Annotated in this window: 19 protein-coding genes; 13 read left to right on the plus strand and 6 right to left on the minus strand. The window is 67.7% G+C overall.

Features of this window, described 5'->3' with window-relative positions:
• Positions 1-124: 124 nt before the first annotated feature.
• Genes C8258_RS12490 through C8258_RS12500 form a run of 3 tightly spaced genes read left to right on the plus strand, consistent with a single transcriptional unit; the run spans position 125 to position 3,259 of the window.
• Positions 125-1,048, plus strand: a complete 924-nt coding sequence (locus C8258_RS12490; protein ID WP_106955384.1) for a carbohydrate ABC transporter permease — start codon at positions 125-127, stop codon at positions 1,046-1,048.
• Positions 1,048-1,920 carry a carbohydrate ABC transporter permease gene (locus C8258_RS12495; protein ID WP_106955317.1) on the plus strand — a complete coding sequence of 291 codons (873 nt, stop codon included), beginning with the start codon at positions 1,048-1,050 and terminating at the stop codon, positions 1,918-1,920. Before C8258_RS12490 ends, C8258_RS12495 begins: the two co-directional genes overlap by 1 nt.
• 19 nt (positions 1,921-1,939) lie before the next feature.
• Positions 1,940-3,259, plus strand: a complete 1,320-nt coding sequence (locus C8258_RS12500; protein WP_233225043.1) for an ABC transporter substrate-binding protein — start codon at positions 1,940-1,942, stop codon at positions 3,257-3,259.
• Here the strand turns inward: C8258_RS12500 and C8258_RS12505 are convergent, their stop codons facing one another.
• The 3 genes from C8258_RS12505 to C8258_RS12515 are packed head-to-tail and all read right to left on the minus strand — an operon-like array spanning position 3,260 to position 6,539.
• On the minus strand, positions 3,260-5,290 hold the full coding sequence (locus C8258_RS12505; RefSeq protein WP_199195681.1) for a M13 family metallopeptidase: 2,031 nt from the start codon (positions 5,288-5,290) through the stop codon (positions 3,260-3,262).
• A complete protein-coding gene (locus C8258_RS12510) occupies positions 5,291-5,680 on the minus strand; it encodes a DUF397 domain-containing protein (protein ID WP_106955318.1) in 390 nt (129 codons plus the stop codon). It abuts the gene before it with no gap.
• 10 nt (positions 5,681-5,690) lie between these two features.
• Positions 5,691-6,539 carry a DUF5753 domain-containing protein gene (locus C8258_RS12515; RefSeq protein ID WP_106955319.1) on the minus strand — a complete coding sequence of 283 codons (849 nt, stop codon included), beginning with the start codon at positions 6,537-6,539 and terminating at the stop codon, positions 5,691-5,693.
• A 117-nt stretch (positions 6,540-6,656) separates the two neighbouring features.
• Between C8258_RS12515 and C8258_RS12520 the strand changes: the two genes are divergently transcribed.
• Positions 6,657-7,172: a hypothetical protein gene (locus C8258_RS12520; RefSeq protein ID WP_233225044.1), complete on the plus strand. Its 516-nt coding sequence runs from the start codon at positions 6,657-6,659 to the stop codon at positions 7,170-7,172.
• Positions 7,173-7,182: 10 nt separating this feature from the next.
• Here the strand turns inward: C8258_RS12520 and C8258_RS12525 are convergent, their stop codons facing one another.
• Together C8258_RS12525 and C8258_RS12530 are read right to left on the minus strand one after the other, a co-directional pair.
• Complete coding sequence (locus tag C8258_RS12525) at positions 7,183-7,788, minus strand: DUF4190 domain-containing protein (protein WP_106955320.1); 606 nt, start codon at positions 7,786-7,788, stop codon at positions 7,183-7,185.
• A gap of 51 nt (positions 7,789-7,839) precedes the next feature.
• Positions 7,840-8,640: a pirin-like bicupin family protein gene (locus C8258_RS12530; protein ID WP_036507411.1), complete on the minus strand. Its 801-nt coding sequence runs from the start codon at positions 8,638-8,640 to the stop codon at positions 7,840-7,842.
• Positions 8,641-8,735: 95 nt separating this feature from the next.
• Here C8258_RS12530 and C8258_RS12535 point away from each other — a divergent pair, with 95 nt between their 5' ends.
• The 3 genes from C8258_RS12535 (at position 8,736) to C8258_RS12545 (ending at position 12,800) form a co-directional block, all read left to right on the plus strand.
• Positions 8,736-10,103, plus strand: coding sequence for a hypothetical protein (locus tag C8258_RS12535; protein WP_106955321.1), 1,368 nt, complete (start codon positions 8,736-8,738; stop codon positions 10,101-10,103).
• 187 nt (positions 10,104-10,290) lie between these two features.
• A complete protein-coding gene (locus C8258_RS12540) occupies positions 10,291-11,907 on the plus strand; it encodes a DUF4185 domain-containing protein (RefSeq protein ID WP_106955388.1) in 1,617 nt (538 codons plus the stop codon).
• 77 nt (positions 11,908-11,984) lie between these two features.
• On the plus strand, positions 11,985-12,800 hold the full coding sequence (locus C8258_RS12545) for a hypothetical protein (RefSeq protein WP_106955322.1): 816 nt from the start codon (positions 11,985-11,987) through the stop codon (positions 12,798-12,800).
• 32 nt (positions 12,801-12,832) lie between these two features.
• Here the strand turns inward: C8258_RS12545 and C8258_RS12550 are convergent, their stop codons facing one another.
• Positions 12,833-14,281, minus strand: coding sequence for a CCA tRNA nucleotidyltransferase (locus C8258_RS12550; RefSeq protein ID WP_106955323.1), 1,449 nt, complete (start codon positions 14,279-14,281; stop codon positions 12,833-12,835).
• A gap of 184 nt (positions 14,282-14,465) precedes the next feature.
• Here C8258_RS12550 and C8258_RS12555 point away from each other — a divergent pair, with 184 nt between their 5' ends.
• From C8258_RS12555 to trxB, 6 genes are all read left to right on the plus strand, one after another.
• A complete protein-coding gene (locus tag C8258_RS12555) occupies positions 14,466-15,002 on the plus strand; it encodes an NUDIX hydrolase (protein ID WP_064923396.1) in 537 nt (178 codons plus the stop codon).
• Positions 14,999-17,560 (plus strand): DUF6049 family protein, encoded by a 2,562-nt coding sequence (locus C8258_RS12560; RefSeq protein ID WP_106955324.1) that lies wholly within the window; start codon positions 14,999-15,001, stop codon positions 17,558-17,560. The genes C8258_RS12555 and C8258_RS12560 overlap by 4 nt, the downstream gene beginning before the upstream one ends.
• Positions 17,561-18,515: 955 nt before the next feature.
• Positions 18,516-22,427: a murein biosynthesis integral membrane protein MurJ gene (gene murJ, locus C8258_RS12565; protein ID WP_233225045.1), complete on the plus strand. Its 3,912-nt coding sequence runs from the start codon at positions 18,516-18,518 to the stop codon at positions 22,425-22,427.
• 272 nt (positions 22,428-22,699) lie between these two features.
• Positions 22,700-23,263 (plus strand): RNA polymerase sigma factor SigM, encoded by a 564-nt coding sequence (gene sigM / locus C8258_RS12570; protein WP_063008932.1) that lies wholly within the window; start codon positions 22,700-22,702, stop codon positions 23,261-23,263.
• A 181-nt stretch (positions 23,264-23,444) separates the two neighbouring features.
• Entirely contained in the window at positions 23,445-24,329 is an 885-nt protein-coding gene (locus C8258_RS12575) for a hypothetical protein (RefSeq protein ID WP_146161218.1), read from the plus strand.
• 141 nt (positions 24,330-24,470) lie between these two features.
• The gene (gene trxB / locus C8258_RS12580) at positions 24,471-25,457 is read left to right on the plus strand and encodes a thioredoxin-disulfide reductase (RefSeq protein WP_036507424.1); all 987 of its coding nucleotides are present in this window, start codon (positions 24,471-24,473) and stop codon (positions 25,455-25,457) included.
• The last annotated feature ends 25 nt before the right edge of the window (positions 25,458-25,482 follow it).

Consider the following 25,482-nt stretch of genomic DNA (forward strand, 5'->3'; position numbering starts at 1 on the left):
TAGTATTCGGCGCATGACCCGGGTGTCGGAGACCACCCTCGCCGACGGAAGTTCGCGCACACCGTTCAAACGCCCGGCGACGGGATTTCACCGCGTGTTCGCACGAAAGCGGGAGGCTGCGACCGTGCGCCGACGGCCCGAACGGGTATTGCCCCAGAATCGGCGGCGCGGTCTGCGGCGCCGGCCGTGGGGTGACCACGGACTGTTTCTGGTGTTGGTGGTGCCGAATCTGGTACTGCTCGGGCTGTTCGTCTACCGGCCGCTGATCGACAACATCCGGCTCTCGTTCACCGACTGGAATCTCGCCGAACCCTTCGCGCACTTCGTCGGAGTACGCAACTACCGCGAGTGGTGGACGCGGGCGGACACCTGGCAGATCGTCGGCAATACCGTGATCTTCACCGTCTTCGCGGTCGGCGGCAGTATGGTGCTGGGTCTCGCACTGGCCCTGCTGCTCGATCGGAAACTATTCGGCCGCAACGTGGTTCGCTCGGTGATCTTCGCCCCGTTCGTGATCTCCGGCGCCGCGATCGGGGTGGCGTTCCAGTTCATCTTCGATCCGGGCTTCGGCCTGGTGCAGGATCTGCTGCACCGCATCGGCATCACGAATGTGCCGGATTTCTATCAGGAACCGCACTGGGCACTGTTCATGGTGACGGTGACCTACATCTGGAAGAACCTGGGCTACACCTTCGTCATCTACCTGGCCGCGCTGCAGGGTGTCCAGCGTGACCTGTTGGAAGCGGCCGCGATCGACGGCGCCGGACGATGGACCACCTTCACCCGCGTCCTGCTGCCGCAGCTGCGGCCCACCACGTTCTTCCTGTCGATCACGGTCATGCTGAATTCGCTGCAGGTATTCGACATCATCAACGTGATGACCCGCGGCGGCCCGCTGGGCACCGGTACGACCACCATGGTCTATCAGGTCTACCAGGAAAGTTTCCGTAATTTCCGCGCCGGCTACGGCGCCACGGTCGCGACGATCATGTTCGTGGTGCTGCTGATCATCACGCTGGTCCAGGTGCGAGTGATGGATCGAGACTGATGACGAGCGCGACGGTAGCGCCGGCCACCCGCGGCCGGCAGCGGAAACGCCTGCTGGCCACGGTTTTCGGCTACGCGGCGATGGTGTGTGTGCTGATCGTCGTCGGGGTGCCGCTGTTCTGGATCCTGATCACCTCGTTCAAGGCGCGGCCCGATATCTACACCCAGCCGGCGGTGTGGTGGCCGCGCAGCTGGCATCCGGAGAACTATCGCGAGGCCACGACCACGCTGCCGTTCTGGACCTTCCTCCGCAATTCGCTGATCGTCACCGCCGTCGTCTCCGCGGTCAAATTCGCGCTCGGCGTCTTCAGCGCCTACGGTCTCGTCTTCCTGCGCTTTCCTGGGAAGACACTGATCTTCCTGGCGATCATCGCCGCGCTGATGGTGCCCAACCAGATCACCGTGATCTCCAACTACGCGCTGATCGCCCAGCTGGGGTGGCGCAATACGCTGCCGGGCATCATCGTGCCGCTGTGCGGGGTGGCATTCGGCACCTTCCTGATGCGCAATCACTTTCTGTCCCTGCCGGTTTCGGTGATCGAGGCGGCGCGCATCGACGGTGCGAACTGGTGGCAGCTGCTGGTGCGGGTGGTACTGCCGATGTCCGGCCCGACGATGGTGGCGTTCGCGGTGGTCACCCTTGTCAACGAATGGAACGAATATCTGTGGCCGTTCCTGATGGCCGACGACTCCGGCGTCGCGACCCTGCCCGTCGGATTGACACTGCTGCAGAACACCGAAAATCCCAGCGTCACCAACTGGGGGCCGGTGATGGCCGGAACCCTGCTGACCATGCTGCCGATTCTGGTGGTGTTCGTGCTGCTGCAGCGGCACATGATCAAGGGCCTCACCACCGGTGCCGTCAAAGGATGATTCGCTCGAGGAGAGTGCCGTGACCCGACCGCGCACACTGACCCGTCGCGGATTTCTCACCGCCACCTCGGCGGCCGCCGGGCTGGCCCTGTCCGCGTGTGCGGGGATGGGTGGCAGCACCGGTGTCGGCGGCGATCCGAATACGATCATCTTCTGGTCGAATCATCCGGGCACCTCGAAGAATCAGGAAACCGAGCTGATCAACCGGTTCCGCGCGCGGCATCCCGATCTGACGGTGAAGCTGGTGGACGCCGGGCGCAACTACGAAGAGGTGGCGCAGAAGTTCAATGCCGCGCTGACGGGCGGCGCGCTGCCGGATGTCGTTGTGCTCTCGGACGTCTGGTGGTTCAACTACGCGTTGAACAAGGCCATCGAACCGCTCGACGAGCACATCACGGCCGCCGCTGTGCCACTGGCGGACTACGTCGACAGCTTCGTCGACGACTACCGGTTCGCGGGAAAGCTGTGGGCGTTGCCGTATGCGCGCTCGACTCAGATCTTCTGCTACAACCGCGGCCTGTGGGCCCGCGCCGGTCTGCCCGACCGTGGCCCGCAGAGCTGGCAGGAATTCGACGAATGGGGCCCCGAACTGCAACGTGCCATCGGCGCGGGGAAGTGGGCGCACGGCTGGGGTGATGCCAAGAACTATCTGGCCTGGACATTTCAGGGTCCGAACTGGACTTTCGGCGGCGCCTACTCGGATCGGTGGACACTGAAGTTCTCCGATCCCCGCACGGTCGAGGCGGGAAACTTCCTGCGCGACATGATCAATCGCAAACACTACGCCGCCATCCGCCCACAGCTGGCCGTGGATTTCGGCACCGGCGTGGTGGGCTCGGCCATCACCTCCACCGGCGACATCAAGGGCATCGTCGCCAATGCGGCGGGCAAACTCGACTTCGCCACCGCATTCCTACCGCATCCGAACGGGCCGGGATGTACCACCGGCGGTGCGGGACTGGCGATTCCGTCGCGCATCTCCGATCAGCGCAAGATCAACGCACTGCGCTTCATCGAGTTCATCACGAATCCGGTGAACACCGCCTATTTTTCGCAGGCGACGGGTTACATCCCGGTGCGCAAGTCGGCGGTCCTCGATCCGTCGGAACAGCAATTCCTCGCCGCCAACCGCAATTTCGCGACCGCCGTCGACCAGTTGCCGCTGACCCGTTCGCAGGACTACGCCCGGGTGTTCCTGCCCGGTGCCGATCAGATCATCGGCACCGGGCTGGAACAGATCGGATTGCAGAACCGGGACGTGACGTCGGCCTTCGCCGATATCACCGATCGGCTGCAGACCATCTACGACCGGCAGATCGAACCGAAACTGCCGCGGTAGCTACCAGATCCGCACCCGCTCGGTGGGTTCCAGGTACAACGCGTCGCCTGGTTCGACACCGAACGCCTCGTGGAATCCGTCCAGATTGCGAACCACACCGTTGCACCGGAACTCCGGCGGAGAATGCGGGTCGACGGCCAGCCGGCGGATCGCCTCCTCGTCGCGGGCCTTCGTCCGCCACACCTGCGCCCAGCCGAAGAACACTCGCTGCAGCCCGGTCAGTCCGTCGATCACCGGCGGCTCCGCGCCGCCGAGTGAGATCTTGTAGGCCTCCAACGCGATCGAGAGCCCACCCAGGTCACCGATATTCTCGCCGATGGTGAATTCGCCGTTGACGGTGTGGCCGGGCAGCGCCTTCGGTTCGAACTGGTTGTATTGGTCGATCAGCGCCTTGGTGCGCTTACCGAATTCGGAACGATCGGTTTCGGTCCACCAGTCGACCATATTGCCGTCGCCGTCGTATTTGCTGCCCTGATCGTCGAAGCCGTGCCCGATCTCGTGCCCGATCACCGCACCGATGCCGCCGTAGTTGGCGGCGTCGTCGGCGTTCATGTCGAAGAACGGCGGTTGCAGAATCGCCGCCGGGAACACGATCTCGTTCATTCCCGGGTTGTAGTAGGCGTTCACCGTCTGCGGCGTCATGAACCACTCGCCGCGGTCGACCGGGCCGCCGAGCTTGTTCATATCGCGGTCGTGGTCGGCGGCGTAGCCACTGCGATAGTTGCCGACCGGATCGGCGGGATCGACGCGGACCGCGGAATAGTCGCGCCAGGTGTCGGGGTAGCCGATCTTGGGGGTGAACCGCTCCAGCTTGGCGAGCGCGGCCTCACGGGTCTCCGGGCTCATCCACTCCAGTTCGCTGATGTTGCGGCGGTAGGCCTCGATCAGATTCGCCACCAGCTCCTGCATCCGCTGTTTGGCCTCGGGCGGGAAGTGTTCGGCGACATAGATTTTCGCGACCGCTTCGCCGAGCAGATCCTGCACCAGCGAGACACCGCGCTTCCAGCGCTCGCGATTCTCCTGGGCGCCGGTGAGGGTGCGGCCGTAGAAGTCGAAACTCTCCTCGACGATCGCGGCGGTCAGATACGGGGCTCGTGCCCGCAGCACCCGCCAGCTCGCCCACGCCTGCCAGGCCTCGAGCGGCTCCGCGGCCCACAGCTGCGCGAAGGTACGCGCGTAATCGGGCTGGCGCACGATGACTTCGGCGAACAACTCGGTTCCGGAGGCCGAAACCCCCGCCGCCAGTTCCTCGGTCCACGCGGTCCAGTCGAATTCCGGATTCGCGGCGGCCAGGTCGGCGAAAGTGGTGAGGTTGTAGCTCAATTCGGCGTCGCGGCGGCGCACCACATCCCAATGTCCCGCGGCCAGTTTGCGTTCCAGCTCGAAGACGCGCTGCGGGTCGTACTCGAGCGCGGCCAGCTGGAACATGCGCCGGATGTGCTCGACGTATTTGGTGCGGATCTCGGCGTAATCGTCGTTGCGGTAATACGACTCGTCCGGCAGGCCGAGCCCGGACTGGGTCAGGTTGACCAGATAGCGCTGTGAATTCTTGTCGTCGGTATCGACGTAGGCGCCGACCGCCCCGCCCACACCGGTGCGCTGCAGCCGGCCCAGCAGTGCAGCGAGTTCACCGCGGTCGTTCACCTCGCGCACCGCCGCCAGTTCCGCGGCGATCGGGGTGAGCGCGGCGGCCTCCACCGCCTCCTCGTCCATGAAGCTGTTGTAGAGGTCGGCGATCTTGCGCGCCTCCTCCTCGTCCGGCACCGCGGCCACGGTTCCGGCCGCCAAGTCCTGGATGATCTTCTTGACGTCCAGTTCGGCCTGGTCGTAGAGGGTGCGGAACGCTCCGTCGACCGCGCGATCGGCGGGAATGTCGTAGGTATCCAGCCATTTGCCATTGACGTGCGCGAACAGGTCGTCCTGCACCCGCACAGCGTCGTCGCGATAGGTCAGATCGATGCCCGAGGGAGTCGTCACGTCGAAAGTCACGACCTCCAGTATGCCGACGACGGCGTCGCGCCGCCGCCGCATTCAGCCCTGCGGGGCGGTCGCCACCGGGATGCGGTCGAATTCACCGTCACGGGCGCCGGCCAGGAACGCCTGCCACTCGCCGGGGGTGAACGACAGCTCCGTGGTGTCGTGGACAAGTACCGTGCCGCCGTCCGGGGCCGGGCGTATGCGCAGGTCTCCCTCGATGCCACCGTGCAGGAGCATGCGGAGGAACGCCATCCAGGCGAGCGCCCCGACGGTGATCACCGGCTCGAGTTCGGCTTTGTTCGCGGGGTCGCGGCGGTATTTGCTGTCGCGGATCAGCACCACGTCACCGTCGAAACGGACCTCGACGCACTGGTTGCCGTTGTTGGTGCGCGTGGAGGTGAACCAGGACGTGACCTCCGGCCGATACCTCGCGGGGGTGGGCATGGGCGGGAGTTTACACGGCTGCGTATTTCTCGATCAGCGCCAATGATTCTGTGCGCGTGAGGGATTGATCGAGAGCTCGCACGAATGCGAACGCCAGATCGTGCACCTGGTCGGGATTGTCGACCGGCGCGCCGAAGACCGCGCTCTCGGCCCAGCCGAAGGTCGGCAGGTACTCGGAGGCGAAGTCCAGCAGGTGAAAGCTCGCTCCGCCGAGGACAGCGCCGTCGGGAGCCGCGAACGGGATGACCCGGATGTCCACGTTCGGCCTGGTGCGCAACAGCCCGGCCAGATACTCCAGCTGCGCACACAGCACGTCCTGGCCGCCGACCCGCTGCACGAGCGTGGCCTCGCCGACGACCGCGGTGAGCGCGACGGGATCGTGGCCGTGCAGGCGCTTGCGGCGCCGCATCCGCATCGCGACCAGCTGTTCGACCTGCGCCGGGCGGATCATCACATCGGCCGCGATCAGCGCCCGCGCATACGCTTCGGTTTGCAGCAGGCCCGGGATCACGAGGCTGTCGTAGCTGCGAATACTGTCCGCGCCGTATTCCATCCCGTAGTAGCGCTGCAGTTCCGGGCCGATCAGAGCCGAGCGGCTCCACCAGCCGCGCCCTTTCCCTGCGGCAAGCAAGGCGAGCAGTTCCACGCGTTCCCGCTCGCCGACCGCGAGCAGATCCAGCACCGGGCCGATCGTGTTGCCGGTCAGCACCCGGCGGCCCTTTTCGACATGCGACCAATTCGCCGGGGTGAAGCCCACCGCCCGAGCGAAGCCGGCCGAGTCGAAGCCGCGTTGTTCGCGGAGTTCGCGCAGGCGACGGACCAATTCCCACCGGGCGACCACTGGCGAGGTAGGGGCCATGCGGGCAGATGCTACGCCGGACGCCGCGACACGCCTCTGACTATTGTCATTTCAACTGCACGGCGATACGGTCTGCGTATCGGTGGCACTGCACTCGACGACGAGACGAGGTTCGCCATGAGCACGCGCGACCCGATGGCCGGCGCGATCGAACCGAATATCACCACCATCACCACCGCGCCGCGCGCAGTCACCCAGGAAGCGCTGGTCCGCTGTCGTCGCTACCGCAAGGAGAACGGGCTCTACGGCATCGTCGAACCGGTCCGAGGTCGCATCCTGTTGGAAATAGGCCCGGTCGGCGCGATCACCGTGCCGGCCGCCCTCGGAGCTCCGATTCGCGAATATCTCACCGTGTGTGGACATCGCGGGCCGATCATCGGACATCCGCGCTCGGCGCGCTGGACCTTCTTGACCGGACATGTCGACGAATCGGCCACCGACGCCGCGATCGCGTCCGATATGTTCCACCGCTGCGCCGCTCTGGTCGCCCCGGGCACCACCATCGTGCTGCCCTCACCGGCCGACGAGCGCACCGGATACCGGGTGTGGATCGATTCGCCGCACAGCGATTACCGGCCGGAACTGGCCGAGGTGCTCACCGCAACCCGCCAGTGCCGGCCGGACCCGTACTGACCAGCGGCGATCAGGAGGTCGGCCGCGGACTCAGGGTCACGCTGTACTTGTTCTCCAGCGTCTGATTCCAATCACGTTGGCACTGGTCGATCTTCGACTGATCGCCGTTGGCCTTGTTCACACAGTCGAGGAAATCCTTGCCGCCGTTGTTGACGAAGAAGTTGACCCCGATGGCGGCGATCACGATCCCGGCGATCAGGCCGAGCAGGCCCAGGACGAGACCGGCCATCGCCATCCCGCCCCCGGCCGCGGTGCCGCGCCGCGCCTTGACCGTCGCGATGATGCCGAAGATCAGGGCGACCAGGCCGAACAGGATGCCGCCCACCACCGTCCAGCAGGTCAGCACGGCGATGATGCCGAGGACCAGCGCCGTGATGGCCAGCCCCTTGCCCTTGGGCTGCTCCCAGGTGCCCTGTCCCGGCGGACCGGGATAGCCGCCCGGAGGCGGCGGGGGATATCCACCCGGATACTGTCCGGGCTGCTGGCCGTACTGGCCGGGTTGTTGTGCGTACTGGCCCGGTTGCTGGGGATATTCGCCCGGACGTCCGGGTTCGCCACCCGACGGCGGATACGGTTCCGGCGGGGGGTAGTTCCCGGGCGGTGGATTCTCGGTCATCGCTGTCCTCTCCTCTGACGCACGGGCCCTCGACGGCCGCGTCTGCCGACTCTATTGACCGCCGAGACGTGCGTGCATTTCCCACACCAGGACCTCCGCCGGAACCTCGGCGACGATGCGCTGCCCGCCGCTTCGGGTCATCCGCACCGCGTCGCCCTCGTAGAGGGTTCCGACGCCCTCCATCTCGACCTCACCGCGGGCGACGAAGACATGCAGGTAGGGCGCCTCGGGCAGGGTGATCGCCTGCCCCGCAGCCGCTCCCGCCGCACCGGGCATACGCCCGACGTGCAGGGCGGAATGGCTGCTGCTGATCGCGATCGCGGTGCGATCGCGATAGCGCGGCATACCCGTGGCGACCGTGATCAGGCCGCCGCGGTCCAGTTCGTCGTCGATTTCCAGTTGCTGATATCCGGGAGTAATTCCCGGCTCGTCCGGTACTACCCACATCTGCACGAAATGAACCGCTTCGGAATGCGGCGACGTGCCGCCCTGTTCGGGCGGAAGCCGCCAAGAATCATTCTTTTCCGAGTGCAGAATTCCGGTTCCCGCACTCATTCGCTGCGCCAATCCGGGATAGATGACACCGGCATGTCCGAGTGAATCCTGATGCACCAGAGAACCGTTCAGAACCCAGGTGACAATTTCCATATCGCGATGCGGATGAGTGTCGAATCCCTCGCCCGGCAACACGATGTCCTCGTTGTTCACCAGCAGCAGCCCGTGATGGGTGTTCTCCGGATCGTAATGCTCGCCGAACGAGAACGAATGCTTCGAATCCAGCCATGCCACACGGGTTTTCATGCGATCACCGGCGCGATGAACATCGATGTGTGGTGTCGTGAGTGTGGACAACGGGGGTCCTCCTCTCGAGCTGCTGTCGAGGCCGCCGGGTAGATTCTACCGTGGCTGTGCACCGGCCCCGCACATTGATCCGGAGGTGAACCGAAATGCGACCCGACGCTGCGCGGCGGGCCGCGGTGGCCGCCGCCGTCCGCCGGCCCGGAATGCCGCGGCTGGCGCTGATCCGGTTCTCCGGACAGTTCGGCGACGGAATGTTTCAAGCAGCGCTGTCGGGTGCGATTCTGTTCAATCCCGAACGTGCCACCGATCCGCTGGCCATCGCGGGCGGGTTCGCGGTACTGCTGCTGCCGTATTCGGTGATCGGACCGTATGCCGGAGCGATGCTGGACCGCTGGGACCGCCGGATGGTGCTGCTGATCGCCAACGTGCTGCGGGCGGTGTTGATCGTGGTGACTGCGGTCTGGCTGTGGGCCGGAATCCGCGATACGCCGCTGTTGCTGCTGGCGCTCGCGGTGGTCGGGATCAGCCGATTCGTCCTGGCCGGGATCTCGGCGTCGCTGCCGCGGGTGCTGGAACAGCGCTGGCTGGTGCCGATGAATTCGGTCCTGGCCACGGTGGCATCGGGATGCGCCGGGGCGGGGGCCGCGGTCGCGGTGGCGATCATCGGTGCGGTGGGCGCGGGGGACGTCGCGGGTGCGGTGGCGGTGGCGGCCAGTGCCTGCGGGTCGGTGATCTCGGCGGTGGCCGCGATCGGCTTCGCGCGCCGTCAGCTCGGACCCGAACATCGAATCGGTGCATCCGGGCGCGGTGCGACCGCCGAGTCCGTGCGCGCCGTGCTGACCGGTCTGCGCACCGGCGCCCGTGCGGTCGCCGAATCGCGGGATTGCACCACCGCGATGATCGGCGTCGGTACCCACCGCATCGTTTTCGGCGCCAACACTCTGCTCATGGTGCTGGTCCTGCGTCGCCCCAACGAATCCGGCATGTCGGCGAGTTCGGGACTGGTCGGCTTCGGCGTCGCGATCACCGCGGTCGCCGCGGGCATGCTCGCCGCCGCGGTACTGACGCCGCTGCTGATTCCGCGGCTCGGGCGCCCGCGCACGGTGGTCGCCGGACTGTCGGCGGCGCTGCTGGTGCAGGCGACATTGGTCCCGCCGATCACCGTCGCCACCGGCGCGGCCGAACATCGGGCCCATCAACTGCTGCTGGTCGGCGCGTTCCTGCTCGGCATGGCCGGGCAGATGGTGAAACTGACCGGCGACGCGACCCTGCAGATCGATGTCGACGACGCTCGGCGCGGACAGGTATTCGCCCTGCAGGACACGATTTTCAACATCACGTTCGTCGTCGCCGTCGCCGTGACCGCCCTGGTCATTCCCGCCGACGGCCGTTCCCTCGGCGTGGTGGCGGCCGGCGCCGGACTGTACGCGCTGGGGATCGCGGCGATCGCGGTCAACAGCCGCCGGCGCACGCCACGCGATTCCTCCGGACGTTCGCAGACGCATCCCGGCTGATCGGTTAGATTGTTAGCCGCTGTGCTCGGTCCCAGCTGATGCGGTGACTGACAGTGCATGTCACCAGCGGTGCGAGTGGTAGTCGAGGAGTGCGGTGTTCGGGAACAACGCGACGGGGAGAGCTGCTGCCGGCGGAGCGGCGGCGGCGCGCGGCTCCACCCACATCGGAAAGCGCTGTGCCTCGGCGATTTTCACGCCCGCGGTCACCGGATTGCTGGTGTTCGGCACGCTCGCACCCGTCCCCGCGTCGGCCGAACTCGCCCCGTGGGCACCGCCACCGAAGAATGCCTGCGGGGAAACGGGATTCGATCCGCTCGCGCGCCAGCCCGATCCGAATGCGCCTGCGCCGCCGATTCTTCCGCCCAGGATCGACATCCCGGTGCCGGTGCCGGAGATCGTGCCCGTACCCGTACCCGGCCCGCGGCCGGACAACACCAGGATCGTCCCGCAACCCCTGCCGGCGGACCCGTGCCACAACCCGTGCCCGGACATTCGCGATACCCCGAAACCGCCGCCGGTGGAAGATCCTTCCGCGCCGGGCGAATCCGTCCCCGGCTCCGGTTCGGCATCCGGCTCCGGTTCGGCACCCGGCTCGAACAGCGGCTCGGGCACAGGTTCCGGGTCCGGCTCCGGCACCGGCTCGGGATCGAATTCCGGCCCGTTCAATCTGCCGAACATCAATATCAATCCCGAACCCGAACCGATCCCGATCCCCGGCGGCGAACCGCCGGCGCCGGAGACCCCGCCGACGCCGGTGCGGCCGTCGACCGACCCGGGCGCGGTCGCGGCGGCACCCGCGCCGCGCACGGTCGAGAACGTGAAGCTGGTCAATCAGGTGACCGGCCACGGCTCGGTCAACCGCACCGATATGCGCTGGCAGGTCGACGGGACCGATCTCGGCATCATGTGGGAGACCGGACCGGGCAAGGTCGCGGTGGTATTCGGCGATACCTTCGGCAAGGGCTGGGAGTACGGCCAGGCCGGCGGACCGGACTGGCGATCGAATGTGCTCGGGTTCAGCTCCGAACGGGACCTGTCCAAGGGACTGATCATCGACGACATGGTGCAGGACAGCCGCTGCCACGCCGCCGAACTGCTGAACAGCCGCAAGATCAAGAACTTCGAGACCACGGTGATCCCCACCTCCGGATTCGCCCTCGGCGACCGGCAGTACATGAGCTACATGTCGGTCAATCACTGGAGCAGGGTCCCGGGGATGTGGTGGACCAACAACGGTGGTCTGGCCTACTCCGACGACGGCGGCAGTACCTGGGTCAAGGATCAGTACGCCAAGTGGGACAACATGTTCGGCATCGATCGCTTCCAGGTCGCGACGATGGTGCCGCACGGCGACTACGTCTACATGTTCGGTACGCCCAACGGCCGCATCGGCATGATCGGCCTGGCGCGGGTGCCGAAGAAGGACGTGCTGAACAAGTCCGCGTATCAGTACTGGGTCGACGGCACGTGGGCCCCCGCGCAGGAGAATCGCGCCACGCCGCTGCTTCCCGGTATCGCGGGCGAGCTCTCGGTGCGCTACGACGAGTCGAGCAAGCAGTGGCAGATGGTGTACCTGGACCCGGCTCGGCACGCGATCGTGCTGCGCACCGCGACCGAACCGCAGGGAACCTGGACCGACGGCACGCTGCTGGCCGACACGAACGACTATCCGAAGGCCTACGGCGGATTCATCCACCCCTGGTCGACGGGTAAAGACCTGTACTTCACGATGTCGGCCTGGGACAGCTACAACGTCTACCTGATGCACGCGACGCTGAACGACCCGGAACCCGCCGATCCGTAGGCCCGCGCCGCACCGCGCGAGAATGTCATTCGCCGCCTCTGGCGAATTCACCGGCGGCCAGTACTCTCGAATCAATCATGGCCACCTACTTCGATCCCAAATCCTGGTCGCCGTTGCGGGCAGTGGATCTCGGCCGACGGCTGTTCGACCCGGAGTTGCTGGATCAATGGACGGCTTTCACCACCGCATGGCTCGACCCGGTGGCGGATCTCGGCGCGGGTACGGTTACCGCACTCATGCCGGATGTGCTGATGACGCTGCTCAGCGAGGGAATTCTGAGTCGCTTCGGCGGCCGGGAGGTCACCGCGACCCTGCTCGGACACGATCTGACCGCGATCCTGCAGACCCTCAAGGTGCGCCGCCGCGGCGCCCACTTCCAGACCAAGACGGTGCTGACCGAGCTGCGCTGGAACGGACATCCGATCGATGAGATGACAGTGATCGCGCACGGAGTGCGGCTGATTCCCGGTGTCCCGACGAAGGTGCGCACCGCCGGACTCGATGTCACCGGCACCGTGACCACCGCGGCGCTGGTCGAATGGCTCAACGAGGAGCGGCTGGACTGGCGATTCGAGGTGCATCCGAGCGGATTGATCAGCGCGCGCCATCGCACCCGGAAATTCCAGGCACTGGTCGACGCCGCCATCAGCGACAACCTCGTCACGATCGCGGTCCACCAGGCTGCCTGGTCGGGCGTCCGGGTGCCGCGGCGCTGGGTCTCGGTGGCGCCGGTCACGCTGGCGGACCTGCCCAACGACGTGCGCATCGTGCGTGCCGACCGGCAGGGCGACCGGGTACATTTCCGGCTCGAACTGCCGCAGGTCACCGGCTCGTTCGACCTGGGGCAGATGCGTGCGGCCATCGTCGCCGGAACCACGCTGATCGTGTTCTGAGACCTCCGGACCGCCGAGTCGGGTTCGCGGCGCTACTGTCCGCCCGCGTTCCACCATTCCAGCAGCGCGGCCTCGGCCTCGTCGCGAGTCAGCGGGCCGCGATCGAGCCGCAGTTCCTTCAGGTAGCGCCAGGCGCGGCCGACCTGCGGTCCCGGCTCCAGGCCGAGCAGTTCCATGATCGCGTTGCCGTCCAGGTCCGGACGCACCCGCTGCAGGTCCTCCTCCTGCTGCAGGCGTTCGATCCGGGCTTCCAGATCGTCGTAGGTCGAGCGCAGCAGCGCGGCGCGGCGCTTGTTGCGGGTGGTGCAGTCCGCGCGCACCAGTTTGTGCAGCCGCGGCAGCAGGTCGTCGGCATCGGTGACATAGCGGCGCACCGCCGAATCGGTCCACTGGCCCTTGCCGTAGCCGTGGAAACGCAGGTGCAGATACACCAGCCGCGCCACGTCCTCGGTGAACTGCTTCGGATATTTCAAGGCGCGCATACGCTTTCGCACCATTTTCGCGCCGACGACCTCATGGTGGTGGAAGCTGACACCGCCGCCGGGCTCGTTGCGCTTGGTCGGCGGTTTGCCGATGTCGTGCAGCAGCGCGGCCCAGCGCAGCACCAGATCCGGATCGCCCTGCTCCTGGTCGATGGCCTGGCGCAGCACCGTCAGCGAATGCTGATAGACGTCCTTGTGCTGATGGTGTTCGTCGATCTCCAGCTTCATCGCCGGAACCTCGGGCAGCACCCGTTCGGCCAGCCCGGTCTCGCACATGATGTCGATACCGTCGGTGGGGTATTCGCCGCCGATCAGCTTGTCCAGTTCGGTACGCACCCGTTCGGCGGTGATGCGGCGGATCTCGTCGGCCATCAACGCGATCGCCACCCGCACCCGTGGCGCCACCTCGAAGCCGAGCTGGGAGACGAAGCGGGCCGCGCGCAGCATGCGCAGCGGATCGTCGTTGAACGAATCCTCCGGCGCCGCAGGAGTATCCAGCACACCGGCGAGCAGGGCCTCCATGCCGTCGAGCGGATCCACGAATTCCAGATCACCGGCCGGGCCGATACGTACGGCCATCGCGTTGACCGTGAAGTCGCGGCGGACCAGATCGCCCTCGAGGCTGTCACCGAAGGTGACCTCGGGGTTACGGGAGACGCGGTCGTAGTTGTCGCTACGGAAGGTGGTGATCTCCAGCTGCCGGCCCGATTTCGACGCGCTCACCGTGCCGAACGCCAAACCGCCGGTATCCCAGAGATGGTCGGCCCAACCGCGCACGATCTCCAGTACGACCTCGGGCCGGGCGTCGGTGGTGAAGTCCAGATCGGTGCCGAGCCGGCCCAGCACGGCGTCGCGCACGCTGCCGCCGACCAGGTACAGCTCGTGGCCGCGCGCGGCGAACAGGCCGCCCAGCGGAGTCAGCACATCCGAGAGCCGGCCCAGTGTGATCGCCGCCGCGGCAAGCAATCGCGTCCGGCGATCATCGTCGGGGTCGGACACGGCCCTTCCTTTCACTTGTGTGCCGTCCTCCACTTCTGCGTCAACGGACTTCGGCGAAACCACGGAAACGCAGCTTAGTTGGTGCGCACCCGCCCGGACCGGACGGATGCCCCGCCGCGCTGCGGCATGACACTCGGCATCGAACACGTTCAGTGCATCGATCCGGCGCGGCTAGACTGACCCGGTGTCTCCGGCCGATCGCGCGAACAGTCGACGCCGCCAGCCCCGGCGCCGCGGTTCGGCCGGTAATGCGGCGAAACCTCGCATGCGCACCGTCCGGGAAACCTCGGCGGGCGGACTGGTCGTCGACGGCCTCGACGGACCCGCCGAACAGCGCTGCGCCGCGCTCATCGGCCGCACCGACCGCCGCGGCCGATTGCTGTGGTCGCTGCCGAAGGGGCATATCGAAGAGGGGGAGACGGCCGAACAGACCGCCGTCCGGGAGGTCGCCGAGGAGACCGGCATCAACGGCCGGGTGGTCGCGGAACTGGGAAGCATCGACTACTGGTTCGTCACCGAAGGCCGTCGGGTACACAAGACCGTGCACCATTACTTGATGCGGTCGTTGGGGGGTGAGCTCTCCGATGCCGACGTCGAGGTCACCAAGGTGGCCTGGGTGCCGTTGAGCGAACTCGATTCCCGGCTCGCCTACGCCGACGAACGGCGTCTGGCCGAGGTCGCGAATCGGCTGATAGATCGGATGGAGAGCGGCAGACAATGACGCGTGCGAGTCGCAGTGGGCACCGCTGGGTGCTCCTGCTCGTCTCGCTGGCGCTCGCCGTATTGAGCGTGCCGTCGGCCGGGTCGAGCCATGCGCAGCCGTCCGGGTCGGGAGGTTCGACCGCCGCGCCGAAATTCCTCAAACTCACGCTCGATTCGGTGTCGCCGAGCACGATCACCACCACCAGCGATTCCGTCCTCGCGCTGACCGGCACGGTGACCAATATCGGCGATCGCGTGGTGGACGACGTCAGCGTGCGAGTGCAGCGCGGAGCGGCCATCGCCGAACCCGGCGAACTGCGATCCACGCTGCGCCAGGATCAATCGGACTTCCCGGTCAGCGCGCAGTTCCAGGACGTCGCCGATCAGTTGGGGCCCGGACAGCGCAAACAGTTCACCCTGCGGATCGGGGTGCGCGAGGGCATGTCCAACGCGGCCGCCAATCCGCCGGTCACGGACTCGCTCGGCATCACCGAACCGGGCGTGTATCCGCTGCTGCTGAATGTGAACGGCGAACCGGCCTACGGCACTCAGGCGCACCTCGACGATGCGCGGTTCCTGCTGCCGGTGCTCGGCCTGCCCGCCCTGCCGAACGGCGCCGATGCCGCGGCGGAGGGGTCACAACCCGTTCCGGCCGCACCGCAGCCGCCGGTGGCGACCACCATGTTGTGGCCGCTGGCCGACCGGCCCCGCATGGTCGCCGGCATCCCCGGTTCGGTGGATGGCAAGGCGCTGCTCACCGACGACGAACTGGCCGGGGAACTGGCCGCGGGCGGCCGCTTGGATCAGCTGGTCTCTGCCCTGGAGTCGGCGCTGCGACCCGACCCCTCGCACGATTCCGGCCGCGCGGGTCCCGGACTGGCCGGATCGCTGTGCCTGGCCGTGGACCCGGATCTGCTGCTCACCGTGTCGAAGATGACCGAGGGATATCGGGTACTGGCCTCCCCGTCGGATCCGGACGGGCCCACACGCGACGGCACCGGTCCGCAGGCCGCGCGCGCGTGGCTCGACCGGCTGCGTGCGCTGGCGCCGACGATGTGCACGGTGGCGCTGCCGTTCGCGCAGGTCGACCCGACCGCGCTGGCCGGCGTCCATGATGCCGATCTGGTCGCCCGCGCTATCACCGCGCCCGCGGATATCGTCGATTCGCTGCTGTCGGTCAAATCCGTGCGCGGGGTGAGTCTGCCCGCTTCCGGAGCCATCGGAGCCGATGCCGCGACCATGCTGACCGAGCGCGGTTTCACCACCGCCGTCCTCTCCGGCAATGCGGTCGCCGAGGGCGGGTCCCTCAGCACCGCAACGGGTTCCGGGCGCGGCGAGGCGACGGTGCGCAGTACCGCCTCCGTCGCCGCGGACATCGCGCCGGTGGTGCCGGAGATGGTGCGCCTGCCGGCCGCCGCACCGGCCAAACCCGACGCCGCGCCGCCGGCGCCCGATTCCGGGCTGAAGGTCGCGACCTTCGACATGTGGTCGGCGACCGCGCTGGCCGCGGTCGGGTCGAATCCGCCGACTCCGGCGTTCACTCCCGACCGGGTCCGGTACGCGGTCACCAACGACTCCCGCACGGCTCGACTACAGGACGCACTGGGCGCGCTGAGCTGGCCGGTGCTGAATACGACCGAGACCCGTCCCCGCGCCACCCTCCTCATGCCGCCGCAACAGTGGGGCGCCGACCGCGACGAGGCCGGAGCGCTGCTCTCGCACCTGGAGCTCATGTTCCGCAGCGGTCTGGCGACACCACGTTCCTTCACCGACCTGCTCGCGCAGCCGGTCGATCCGCGCCCGTACGACCTGGACTACTCCGGGGACGCGGCGGCGCAGGCGGTGCCGGACCAGTTCGTCGCACCGGTCGGGCAGCAGGAACATCGGATCGACGATCTGATGAGCGCCCTGGTGGAGATCCCCCAGCAGGAGCCGACACCACGGACGTTCCTCACCCCGTTGCGCGACGATCTCATCCGGGTGCTGACGCTCTCGGACCGCACCGGCACCGATTCGCAGGCCGACACCGCCGCCCAGCGGCGACTCGAACAGACCACCCGGACCATGGACGGGCTGTTCTCCTCGGTGAGCGTGCTGCCGCCGGGCGGGGTGTACACGCTGGCCTCGGAACAGAGTCCGCTGCTGCTGGTCGCGCGCAACGATCTGCCGGTCGCGATCCGGATCCGGTTCAAGATCGGAGCGCCCGCCGAGACGAATATCACCGACATCGGTGAGCAGCAGCTTCCGGCGGAGGGTACCCGGTCGTTCCAGATTCCGACCAAGGTGAGCGACAGCCGTAACCTGGTGATTCCGATATCCCTTACCACACCGGCCGGAGTGCCTCTCGGCAATGCCACCTCGGTTTCGGTACGTTCGAACGCTTACGGTCAAGCGTTGGCGATAATTACCGCATGTGCCGGTGCACTGCTGTTCCTGCTCGCCGGTCGCCGCTTGTGGCGCCGCTTCCGGGGACAGCCCGATCCGGCCGACAAGGGTTTGGACCCGGGAAAACGACGCAGGCTCAACCGATACCTGCGCGCCCGCAAACGAGTACTGCAGGAAGAGGAGGCACAGTGAGCGACAATCGCGCAGCGGCTTACTGTGCCGACCGGGTGCGGGTGTCCCGCAGGTCACGGGGCACAGTGAGCGACAATCGCCCAGCGGCTTACTGTGCCGACCAGGTGATTCACGGGCCGGCCCGAATGCCGTGCAGACCGGAGGTCCGGTGACCGAGTACGACGGCCCCGTCGTGCCCGATCAGGCCGACGACGAGCAGTTTCCGCGACGCGCGCCCGCCGCGCCGTGGGAGCGTGGACCGCGTCGGCTGAGTCCCGATCCCTCGATGCCGCCCTCGGGCGCCAACGGTGTCGTGCCCAGCGGGACGCCGCCGCACCGCTTACCGCCGAACGACGCCCGGCCCGATCCGGCCGATCCGCGGCGGCCGCTGAGTGGCCCGATTCCGCAGGTACCGCCCGCGGGCCGGACGCCCGGCCCGAACGGAGCACGACCCACTCCGCCGCCGCGCCGGCAGACGCCGCCCAGCGCACCCATCCGTCAGACCCCGGGTGCCGGCCCGCGCCAGATTCCACCGGGGGCATCGCCCCGTCCGGGCCCGCCGAATTCACCCGACGGGCCCCGGAGTCCGGGACCGCAGAATCCGCCGCGCCGGCAGAGCCCGCCGAGCGCGCCGCTGCGCCAGACGCCGCCGAACGCGCCGCGTCAGCCACTACCGCCGAATGCGCCACCGAGCGAGCCGTTCCGTCAAGTCCCCCCGACGGATCATCGGGCTGCTCGCCCGCCGCAGGACGGCGCGCCGCCGGGACGGCCCCGTCCGCCGCAGCGCGGCCCGCGCCCGCCGGTCGAGCCTCCGAATCAGGATCCTCGGTACCGGGACCCTCAATACCGCGAGACCCAGAACCGGGAGATCCCGCGCCGGGATGCGCAGCGTCCGGATCCGCGGCGGTCCTATCCGCCGGGCCCGCCGAGCGGTCCGGTCGACCGGGTTCCTCGCGCACCGCGCGCGGAGCGGGCGATGCCGCGCCACATCCCGCCGTCCGAGGCGGAGCCCCGCCGCCGGCCGGCAGGGGAGCGTCCGGATTCGGCACGGCCGACACGCGCGCGCAGCGATTCGGCAGGTCCGCGCACCGCCCAGCAGGCCGTCATCGAGCAGGAACCGGAAGACTCGTCGACTTCGCGTTTGGTCCGCGACTCCGGATCCATCGCGGTCGCCACGTTGGTCAGCCGCATCACCGGCTTCGTCAAGCAGCTGTTGCTCGTCACCGTGCTCGGCCCGGCCATCGCCAGTGCGTTCACGGTCTCCAGCACGATCCCGACCATGATCTCCGAGCTGCTGCTCGGCGCGGTGCTCACCGCCATCGTGGTGCCGACCCTGGTCCGCGCGGAGAAGGAGGACCCCGACCGCGGCGCGGCATTCGTCCGCCGCCTGGTCACCGCGGCGTTCACGGTGTTGGCCATCGGCACCGTTCTGGCCGTCGCCGCGGCACCGGTGATGACCACCCATATCTTCCTCTCCAACGACGGCAAGGTGAATACCGCGCTGACCACGGCGCTCGCCTTCCTGCTGCTGCCGGCCATCCTCTTCTACGGGATGTCGGGCCTGCTCATGGCGATCCTGAACACCCATCAGGTGTTCAAACCGGGTGCCTGGGCGCCGGTGCTGAACAACGTGGTCGTACTGGCGATTCTGACCCTGTATGCGGTCACGCCGGGAGAGATCAGCCTCGATCCGGTCCGGATGAGCGATCCGAAGCTGCTGGTCCTCGGCGTGGGTGTGACCGTCGGTGTCATCGTTCAGATGGTGAGCCTGCTGCCGGCCATCCGGCGGCTCGGCATCGATCTGCGCCCGCTGTGGGGGGTGGACGCCCGGCTCAAGCAGTTCGCCGGGATGGGCGCGGCCATCATCCTGTACGTGTTCATCAGCCAGATCGGCTGGACCATCGCCACCCGGGTCTCCTCGCACGCCGACGTCGCGGGTCCGACCATCTATCAGAATGCCTGGCTGCTGCTGCAGTTGCCGTACGGCGTGCTCGGCGTGACGCTGCTGACCGCGATCATGCCGCGCCTGAGCCGCAATGCCGCCGCCGACGACAATCCGGCGGTGGTCGACGACCTCGGCGTCGCCACCCGTCTGACCATGATTTCGCTGGTCCCGGTGGTCACCTTCCTCACCATCGCGGGTCCGCAGATCGGCCAGGCGCTGTACGGGTACGGCCATTTCGGCAGTTCGGACGCGGGCCGCCTGGGCGAGGCGGTCTCCTGGTCGGCGTTCACGCTGATTCCCTACGCGCTGGTGCTGATTCACCTGCGGGTGTTCTACGCGCGGGAACAGGCCTGGACACCGACCTGGATCATCCTCGGCATCACCGGCGTCAAGATCGTGTTGTCGCTGCTCACGCCGGTCTTCTTCAGCGACGAGCACGTCGTCATCGCCTTGGGTGTGGCCAACGGTCTGGGCTTCGTGACCGGCGCGGTGATCGGCGGCTGGCTGCTGCATCGCAGTCTCGGCGATCTGCGGATGGCCAATGTCGGCCGGACCGTCACCCGCGTGGTGCTGGCCTCGGTGGCCGGCGCGGCGGTGACACTGATCATCGATCAGGTGCTGGGCCTGTCCCGGCTCGACGGCGGCCTCGCCTCGGTACTGCGGGTCGGCTTGGACGCGATCGTCATGTTCGGCGTCGCCTTCGGCCTGATGCGCCTGGCGGGTGTTCCGGAGATCGTCGCGCTCACGGTCGCGGTGTCGCGGCGCCTCGGCTTCACCCCGCCGGCGCCCGACCTCGGCCTGGACGACACCGCGGTCGATATGCACGACACGATGGTGCTGCCGCGTCCGGAACTGGCCGCTCCGTATTACTACAGCTACGACCCGTACACCGACGCCCAGACCATGGTGTTGCCGGTAATCCGTCCTGGTGCGGTTGACCGCACCGGCCAGGGCGAGTTCCCGTACCCTGTTCGGCAGAGAAACGCAAATGCCGGTGCTGCACCGGCGCAACGGACTTCGACAGTTCAGGGCGAAGGAGGAGCGAGGGTGAGCGACGACGCGGCGGAGGGTCAGCCTTCCGCCGAGGCTGCCGACGCGGCAGGCGCAGTGCGCACCGACGACGTCCCGCCCGGGAGTGTTCCGCCGGCCGACCGCACTCGGGACTCCGCATCCGACCATACGGAAGCGTCGAACGCCGGTGCGGCGCCCGACGCCGAAGCCGGTGTGGACGGGGATGTCCCCGACGTGCCGAACACCGCGGACGCGGTCGGCGGCAACGGTGCGGAAGCGGTGCCGCCCGGAGCGGTGCCGCCGCGGGATCCGGCCTACGACACCGGCATGCTGCCGGTCGGTTCGCCGGAGATGCCCCCGATGCGGGTGGAACCGCCGTCCCGGCGGGTACCGCGCGGTCCGAAACTGATTCCGGGCGCCTCCGTGGCGGGTGGCCGCTATCGGCTGCTCGCCGACCACGGCGGCGCACGCGGACTGCGGTTCTGGCAGGCCTTGGATGTGAAATTGGACCGCGAGGTCGCGCTCACCTTCGTCGATGCCGATCAGAAGGCCGCCGACAATCCCGGCCACGACGGCCCGCAGGCCATCCTCTCGCGCACGCTGCGCCTGGGCCGGATCAACTCGTCCGGCCTGGCCCGCGTGCTCGATGTGGTGCGCGGTAGTTCCGGCGGCATCGTGGTCGCGGAGTGGACTCCCGGCCGCTCGCTGCGGGAGATGGCCGAGACAAAGCCCTCGCCGATCGGTGCGGCGCGGGCCATCCGGGCCCTCGCCGCGGCTGCCGAACTGGCCCATCGCGGCGGCGGTTCGCTGTCGATCGATCATCCGGACCGGGTGCGCATCAGCGCCTCCGGCGATGCGGTGCTGGCCTTCCCGGGCACCTTGGCCGATTCCGACGCGCAATCGGATGTGCGTGGCCTCGGCGCGATGCTGTACGCGCTGATCACCGCCCGCTGGCCGATCCGCACCGGCGGCGTCACCGGTGCCGCGGCGACCGTCGGCGGGCTGAAGCTGGCCGATTTCGGCAGCGACGGCTCTCCGGTGGAACCGCGTCAGATTCGTCCCGAGGTGCCGTTCGAGATCTCCGCGGTGGCGGTCCGCTCGCTCGAGGCCGACAAGGGCGTGCGGACGGCGGCGACCGTGCAGCACGTGCTCGAGCAGGCCTCGGTCGTCGACCAGAAGACCGACTTCATCCCGGTCCTGCGTCTGGGCCAGCGTGCGGTGGCGAATCCGGACGAGACCCTCGCCGATCCGGAACTGCTCGCCGCCGAGCGGGAGCGGTCGCAGCGAATGCTGTGGATCCTGGTCGGCCTGGGTGTGCTCGCGGCGCTGGTGGTCGGCGTGATCATCTGGTGGTTGCTGAGCATCTTCGCGCCGGGCTCGGCCGACGAACCGCTCAACGAACAGCAGCGCAAACTGGGCCTGACCACGGCCAGCGTCGCACCGACTGCCCCGGCGGCGCAGTCCGCGGGACCCGCGCCGAGCACGGCTGCCGGACTTCCGCTGCAGGCCACGGGCGTCTCGGTGTACTCCCCGGAGGGCACCCCGGACAGTCCCGGCAACGTGTCGGCGCTGCTCGACGGAAATCCGACCACCACCTGGCACACCGATCAGTACTTCCAGCAGTTTCCGGCTCTGAAGAAGGGGATCGGCGTGCTCGCGACGCTGCCCGGTCCCAGCAAGGTGAGCAAGGTCGTCATCGATTCCGCGTCACCGGGCACGGTGGTCGAGGTGCGGACCTCGCCCACCGCGGTTCCCACCCTGGATCAAACCCAGCTCGTCGGCCAGGCCACCCTGGCCGACGGCACCACCACGATCCCCGTGCAGTCCGATCAACCGGCTCGCTACGTCCTGATCTGGATCACCCAGCTGGCCAACAACGGCGGCCAGTTCCAGACATCGCTCGGCGACATTCGCTTCGAGGCAGCTTCCTGATTCGTGCCGTCGCGGCCGGCGACCGTCCCGGCCCCGTGATATCGCCTCGCTCTGGTTGCTACCGATTCGTAATGAACGTTATGATTCACAGCGCGCTCTCAGCAGGGGAGCTTCCTGGGATCTGGTGTCTCGGTCCTGGATGATGCGGAATTAGCGGCCTGTCCGGTGTAGGACTTCGTGCCGCCGTGAGCGCTGTCCAAGGGGTTTGTGTGTCGTTCGAAGCGATCGCCAGTGGGGGGACACCGGAGTCGTCTGCTGTCCGTCGTCGCTCGATCGATCCGGACGAAACCACCGATTTCGAATTACTTTCCGCCCATGTCGCCGGCGACCGCGATGCTTTCGGCATTCTGTTCCGCCGCCATTACCACCGGCTCTGGCAATTGGCGCTGCGCACCTGCCGCACTCCGGAGGATGCCGCCGATTCGCTGCAGGACGCGCTGCTGTCCGCGCACCGCAATGCCGCCACCTTCCGCGGGGATGCGGAGGTACGCAGCTGGTTGCATCGCATCGTGGTCAACGCGTGCCTGGATCGTATGCGGCGCAACAAGTCTCGGCCCGCGACGTCGCTGTCGGACGAGTCGGTGGCCGAACCGGCGGTGGAACGCGACGACATCGCGCAGCGCGAGGTGAAGATGGTTGTCGCCGCGGCACTGTTCACACTGCCGCCCGATCAGCGAGCAGCGCTGGTTGCGATCGACATGGAAGGGTATACCGTAGCGGAAGCGGCGCAGTTGCTGGGCGTCGCCGAGGGGACGATCAAAAGTCGCTGCGCCCGTGGCCGTAAACGGCTGGAACAGGAATTGGAATTCCTGCGAAATCCGGGGAACCGGACGTAGCCGAGAAGCGTCATTACTAATAGACGGACAATTATTCGTTGTGCCTGCCGCCGCATCGCTGCGATGACAGGCACTACATCATGAGGCCGGACCCGGAGAGGCGATGGACGACAAGGGCGAATTCGCCGCGCGGCGACGCCGTTCCGGGGTGTGGGGCGACGAAGCGGACACAGGAGGTGTGATGGCAGCCCGTCCGGTGCCGCGCCCTCCGTTCTCCACCGATCTGCTGGCCGATCTGCACGCCGACAACGTCCCTCCCGAACAGGCCGAGCTGCTGTGGCCGCAAGTTCGCCGGGACCCCGACGCCGTTCGTTTCCTGCACTCGCTCGACGGCGTGAGCGCCGAGTTACGCGCGCTGAGCCTGGACGACCACATTCTGCATCCGATCCCGCCCCGGGTAGCGGCCCGGCTGGACGCGCTGCTGGACGAGTTGTCGCGCGGCGAGCAGCCGCAGCCGGTCGCCACCGTCCACCATCTCTACGGCGACGGAGCGGGCGGCGAGCCGCCCTCGACCCGTCCGATGCCGGCTCTGGACGCGGTACCGCAGGAGGCGCTGCCCGGGGAACCGATGCCCGAGGAATCGCTCGGGCAGGACGCCGATGTTCCCGGCGCGCCGGGCCCGGGCGAACCGATATCGCTGGACGGTCACCGCGCGAAGCGATGGCGCTGGTTCACCGCGGCCGCGGCGGCAGTGGCCGTCATCGCCGGAACCCTGGTCGCCGTGGACGCGGTGACCGATCGCACGGTGAGCCCGAAGGCCCTGCCGGCCCAGCACAGCGCCACCGTCGCCCTCGACGACGAGTTGTCCTCCGAGGCCGTGCTGAGTGCCATGGGCCGCAACGACGTCACCGGCGCGCTCTCGGGCCCGGGGGCCATGGCCGGCTGCGTGAAAGCCGCGGTTCCGGACCGCACGGTGCTCGGCTCGACGAATGTCACATATCGCGGTGAATCGGCCGTGCTGATCCTGCTCACCGGCCCGCGTCCGCCCAAGATCACCGCATTGGTCGTCCGGACCGGCTGCAGCGCAGCGGATCCGCAGATCCTCGAGATGCGCGATATCGGCTGACGGCGCTCGAGGTGCGCGAACGCCTCGTCGACGGCGATGTTTCCGGGCGCGGTCTCGAGTACGGCCGGTCGGCGGCGGGAACATCTACGTTTACCCTGTTGTTGACCGACACGCCTGTTGAACACACTTCGGAAGGGCATCATGAGCACGCCTGTACGCGATCTGATCATTGTCGGCTCCGGCCCCGCCGGCTACACCGCCGCGGTCTACGCTGCCCGGGCCGAGCTCGAACCGCTGCTGTTCGAGGGCACCCAGTTCGGTGGCGCGCTGATGACGACGACCGAGGTGGAGAACTTCCCCGGCTTCCGCGACGGCATCATGGGCCCCGATCTCATGGAAGAGATGCGTGAGCAGGCCAAGCGCTTCGGCGCGGATATCCGTACCGAGGATGTCGAGGCGATCGATCTTTCCGGCCCGATCAAGTCGGTCACGGTCGGCGGCGAGGTCTACCAGGCCTACGCGATCATCCTGGCCATGGGCTCGGCGGCCCGCTACCTCGGTGTACCGGGTGAGCAGGAGCTGCTCGGCCGCGGTGTCAGCGCGTGCGCGACCTGTGACGGCTTCTTCTTCAAGGGCCAGGACATCGTCGTGGTCGGCGGTGGCGACTCCGCGATGGAGGAGGCGACCTTCCTCACCAAATTCGCCTCCAGCGTCACCATCGTGCATCGCCGCGAGGAATTCCGCGCCTCCCGCATCATGCTCGAGCGCGCGAAGGCGAACGAGAAGATCCGCTTCCGCCTCAACTCCGAGGTGGTCCAGGTGCACGGCGACACGGCCGTGACGAGTCTCACCCTGCGCGACACCAAGACCGGTGAAACCTCCGAACTGGCGGCCACCGGTCTGTTCGTGGCGATCGGCCACGACCCGCGCAGCGAATTGGTCCGTGGTCAGGTCGATCTCGATGCCGAGGGCTACGTGAAGGTTCGCGAGCCCGGTACCGCGACCTCGGTGGACGGCGTCTTCGCGGCCGGCGATCTGGTCGATCACACCTACCGCCAGGCCATTACCGCCGCCGGTACCGGTTGCCGTTCGGCGATCGACGCCGAGCGCTGGCTCGCCGAGAAGGGCGACATCACCAGCAACACCCTCGATCACGCCGGCAACCCGGTGGAAGTGACCGCCGGCTGATCCGCCCCCCGAAGCCTCTCGAATA

It is taken from the genome of Nocardia sp. MDA0666, from assembly GCF_003023875.1.
Taxonomy (GTDB): Bacteria; Actinomycetota; Actinomycetes; order Mycobacteriales; family Mycobacteriaceae; genus Nocardia; species Nocardia aobensis.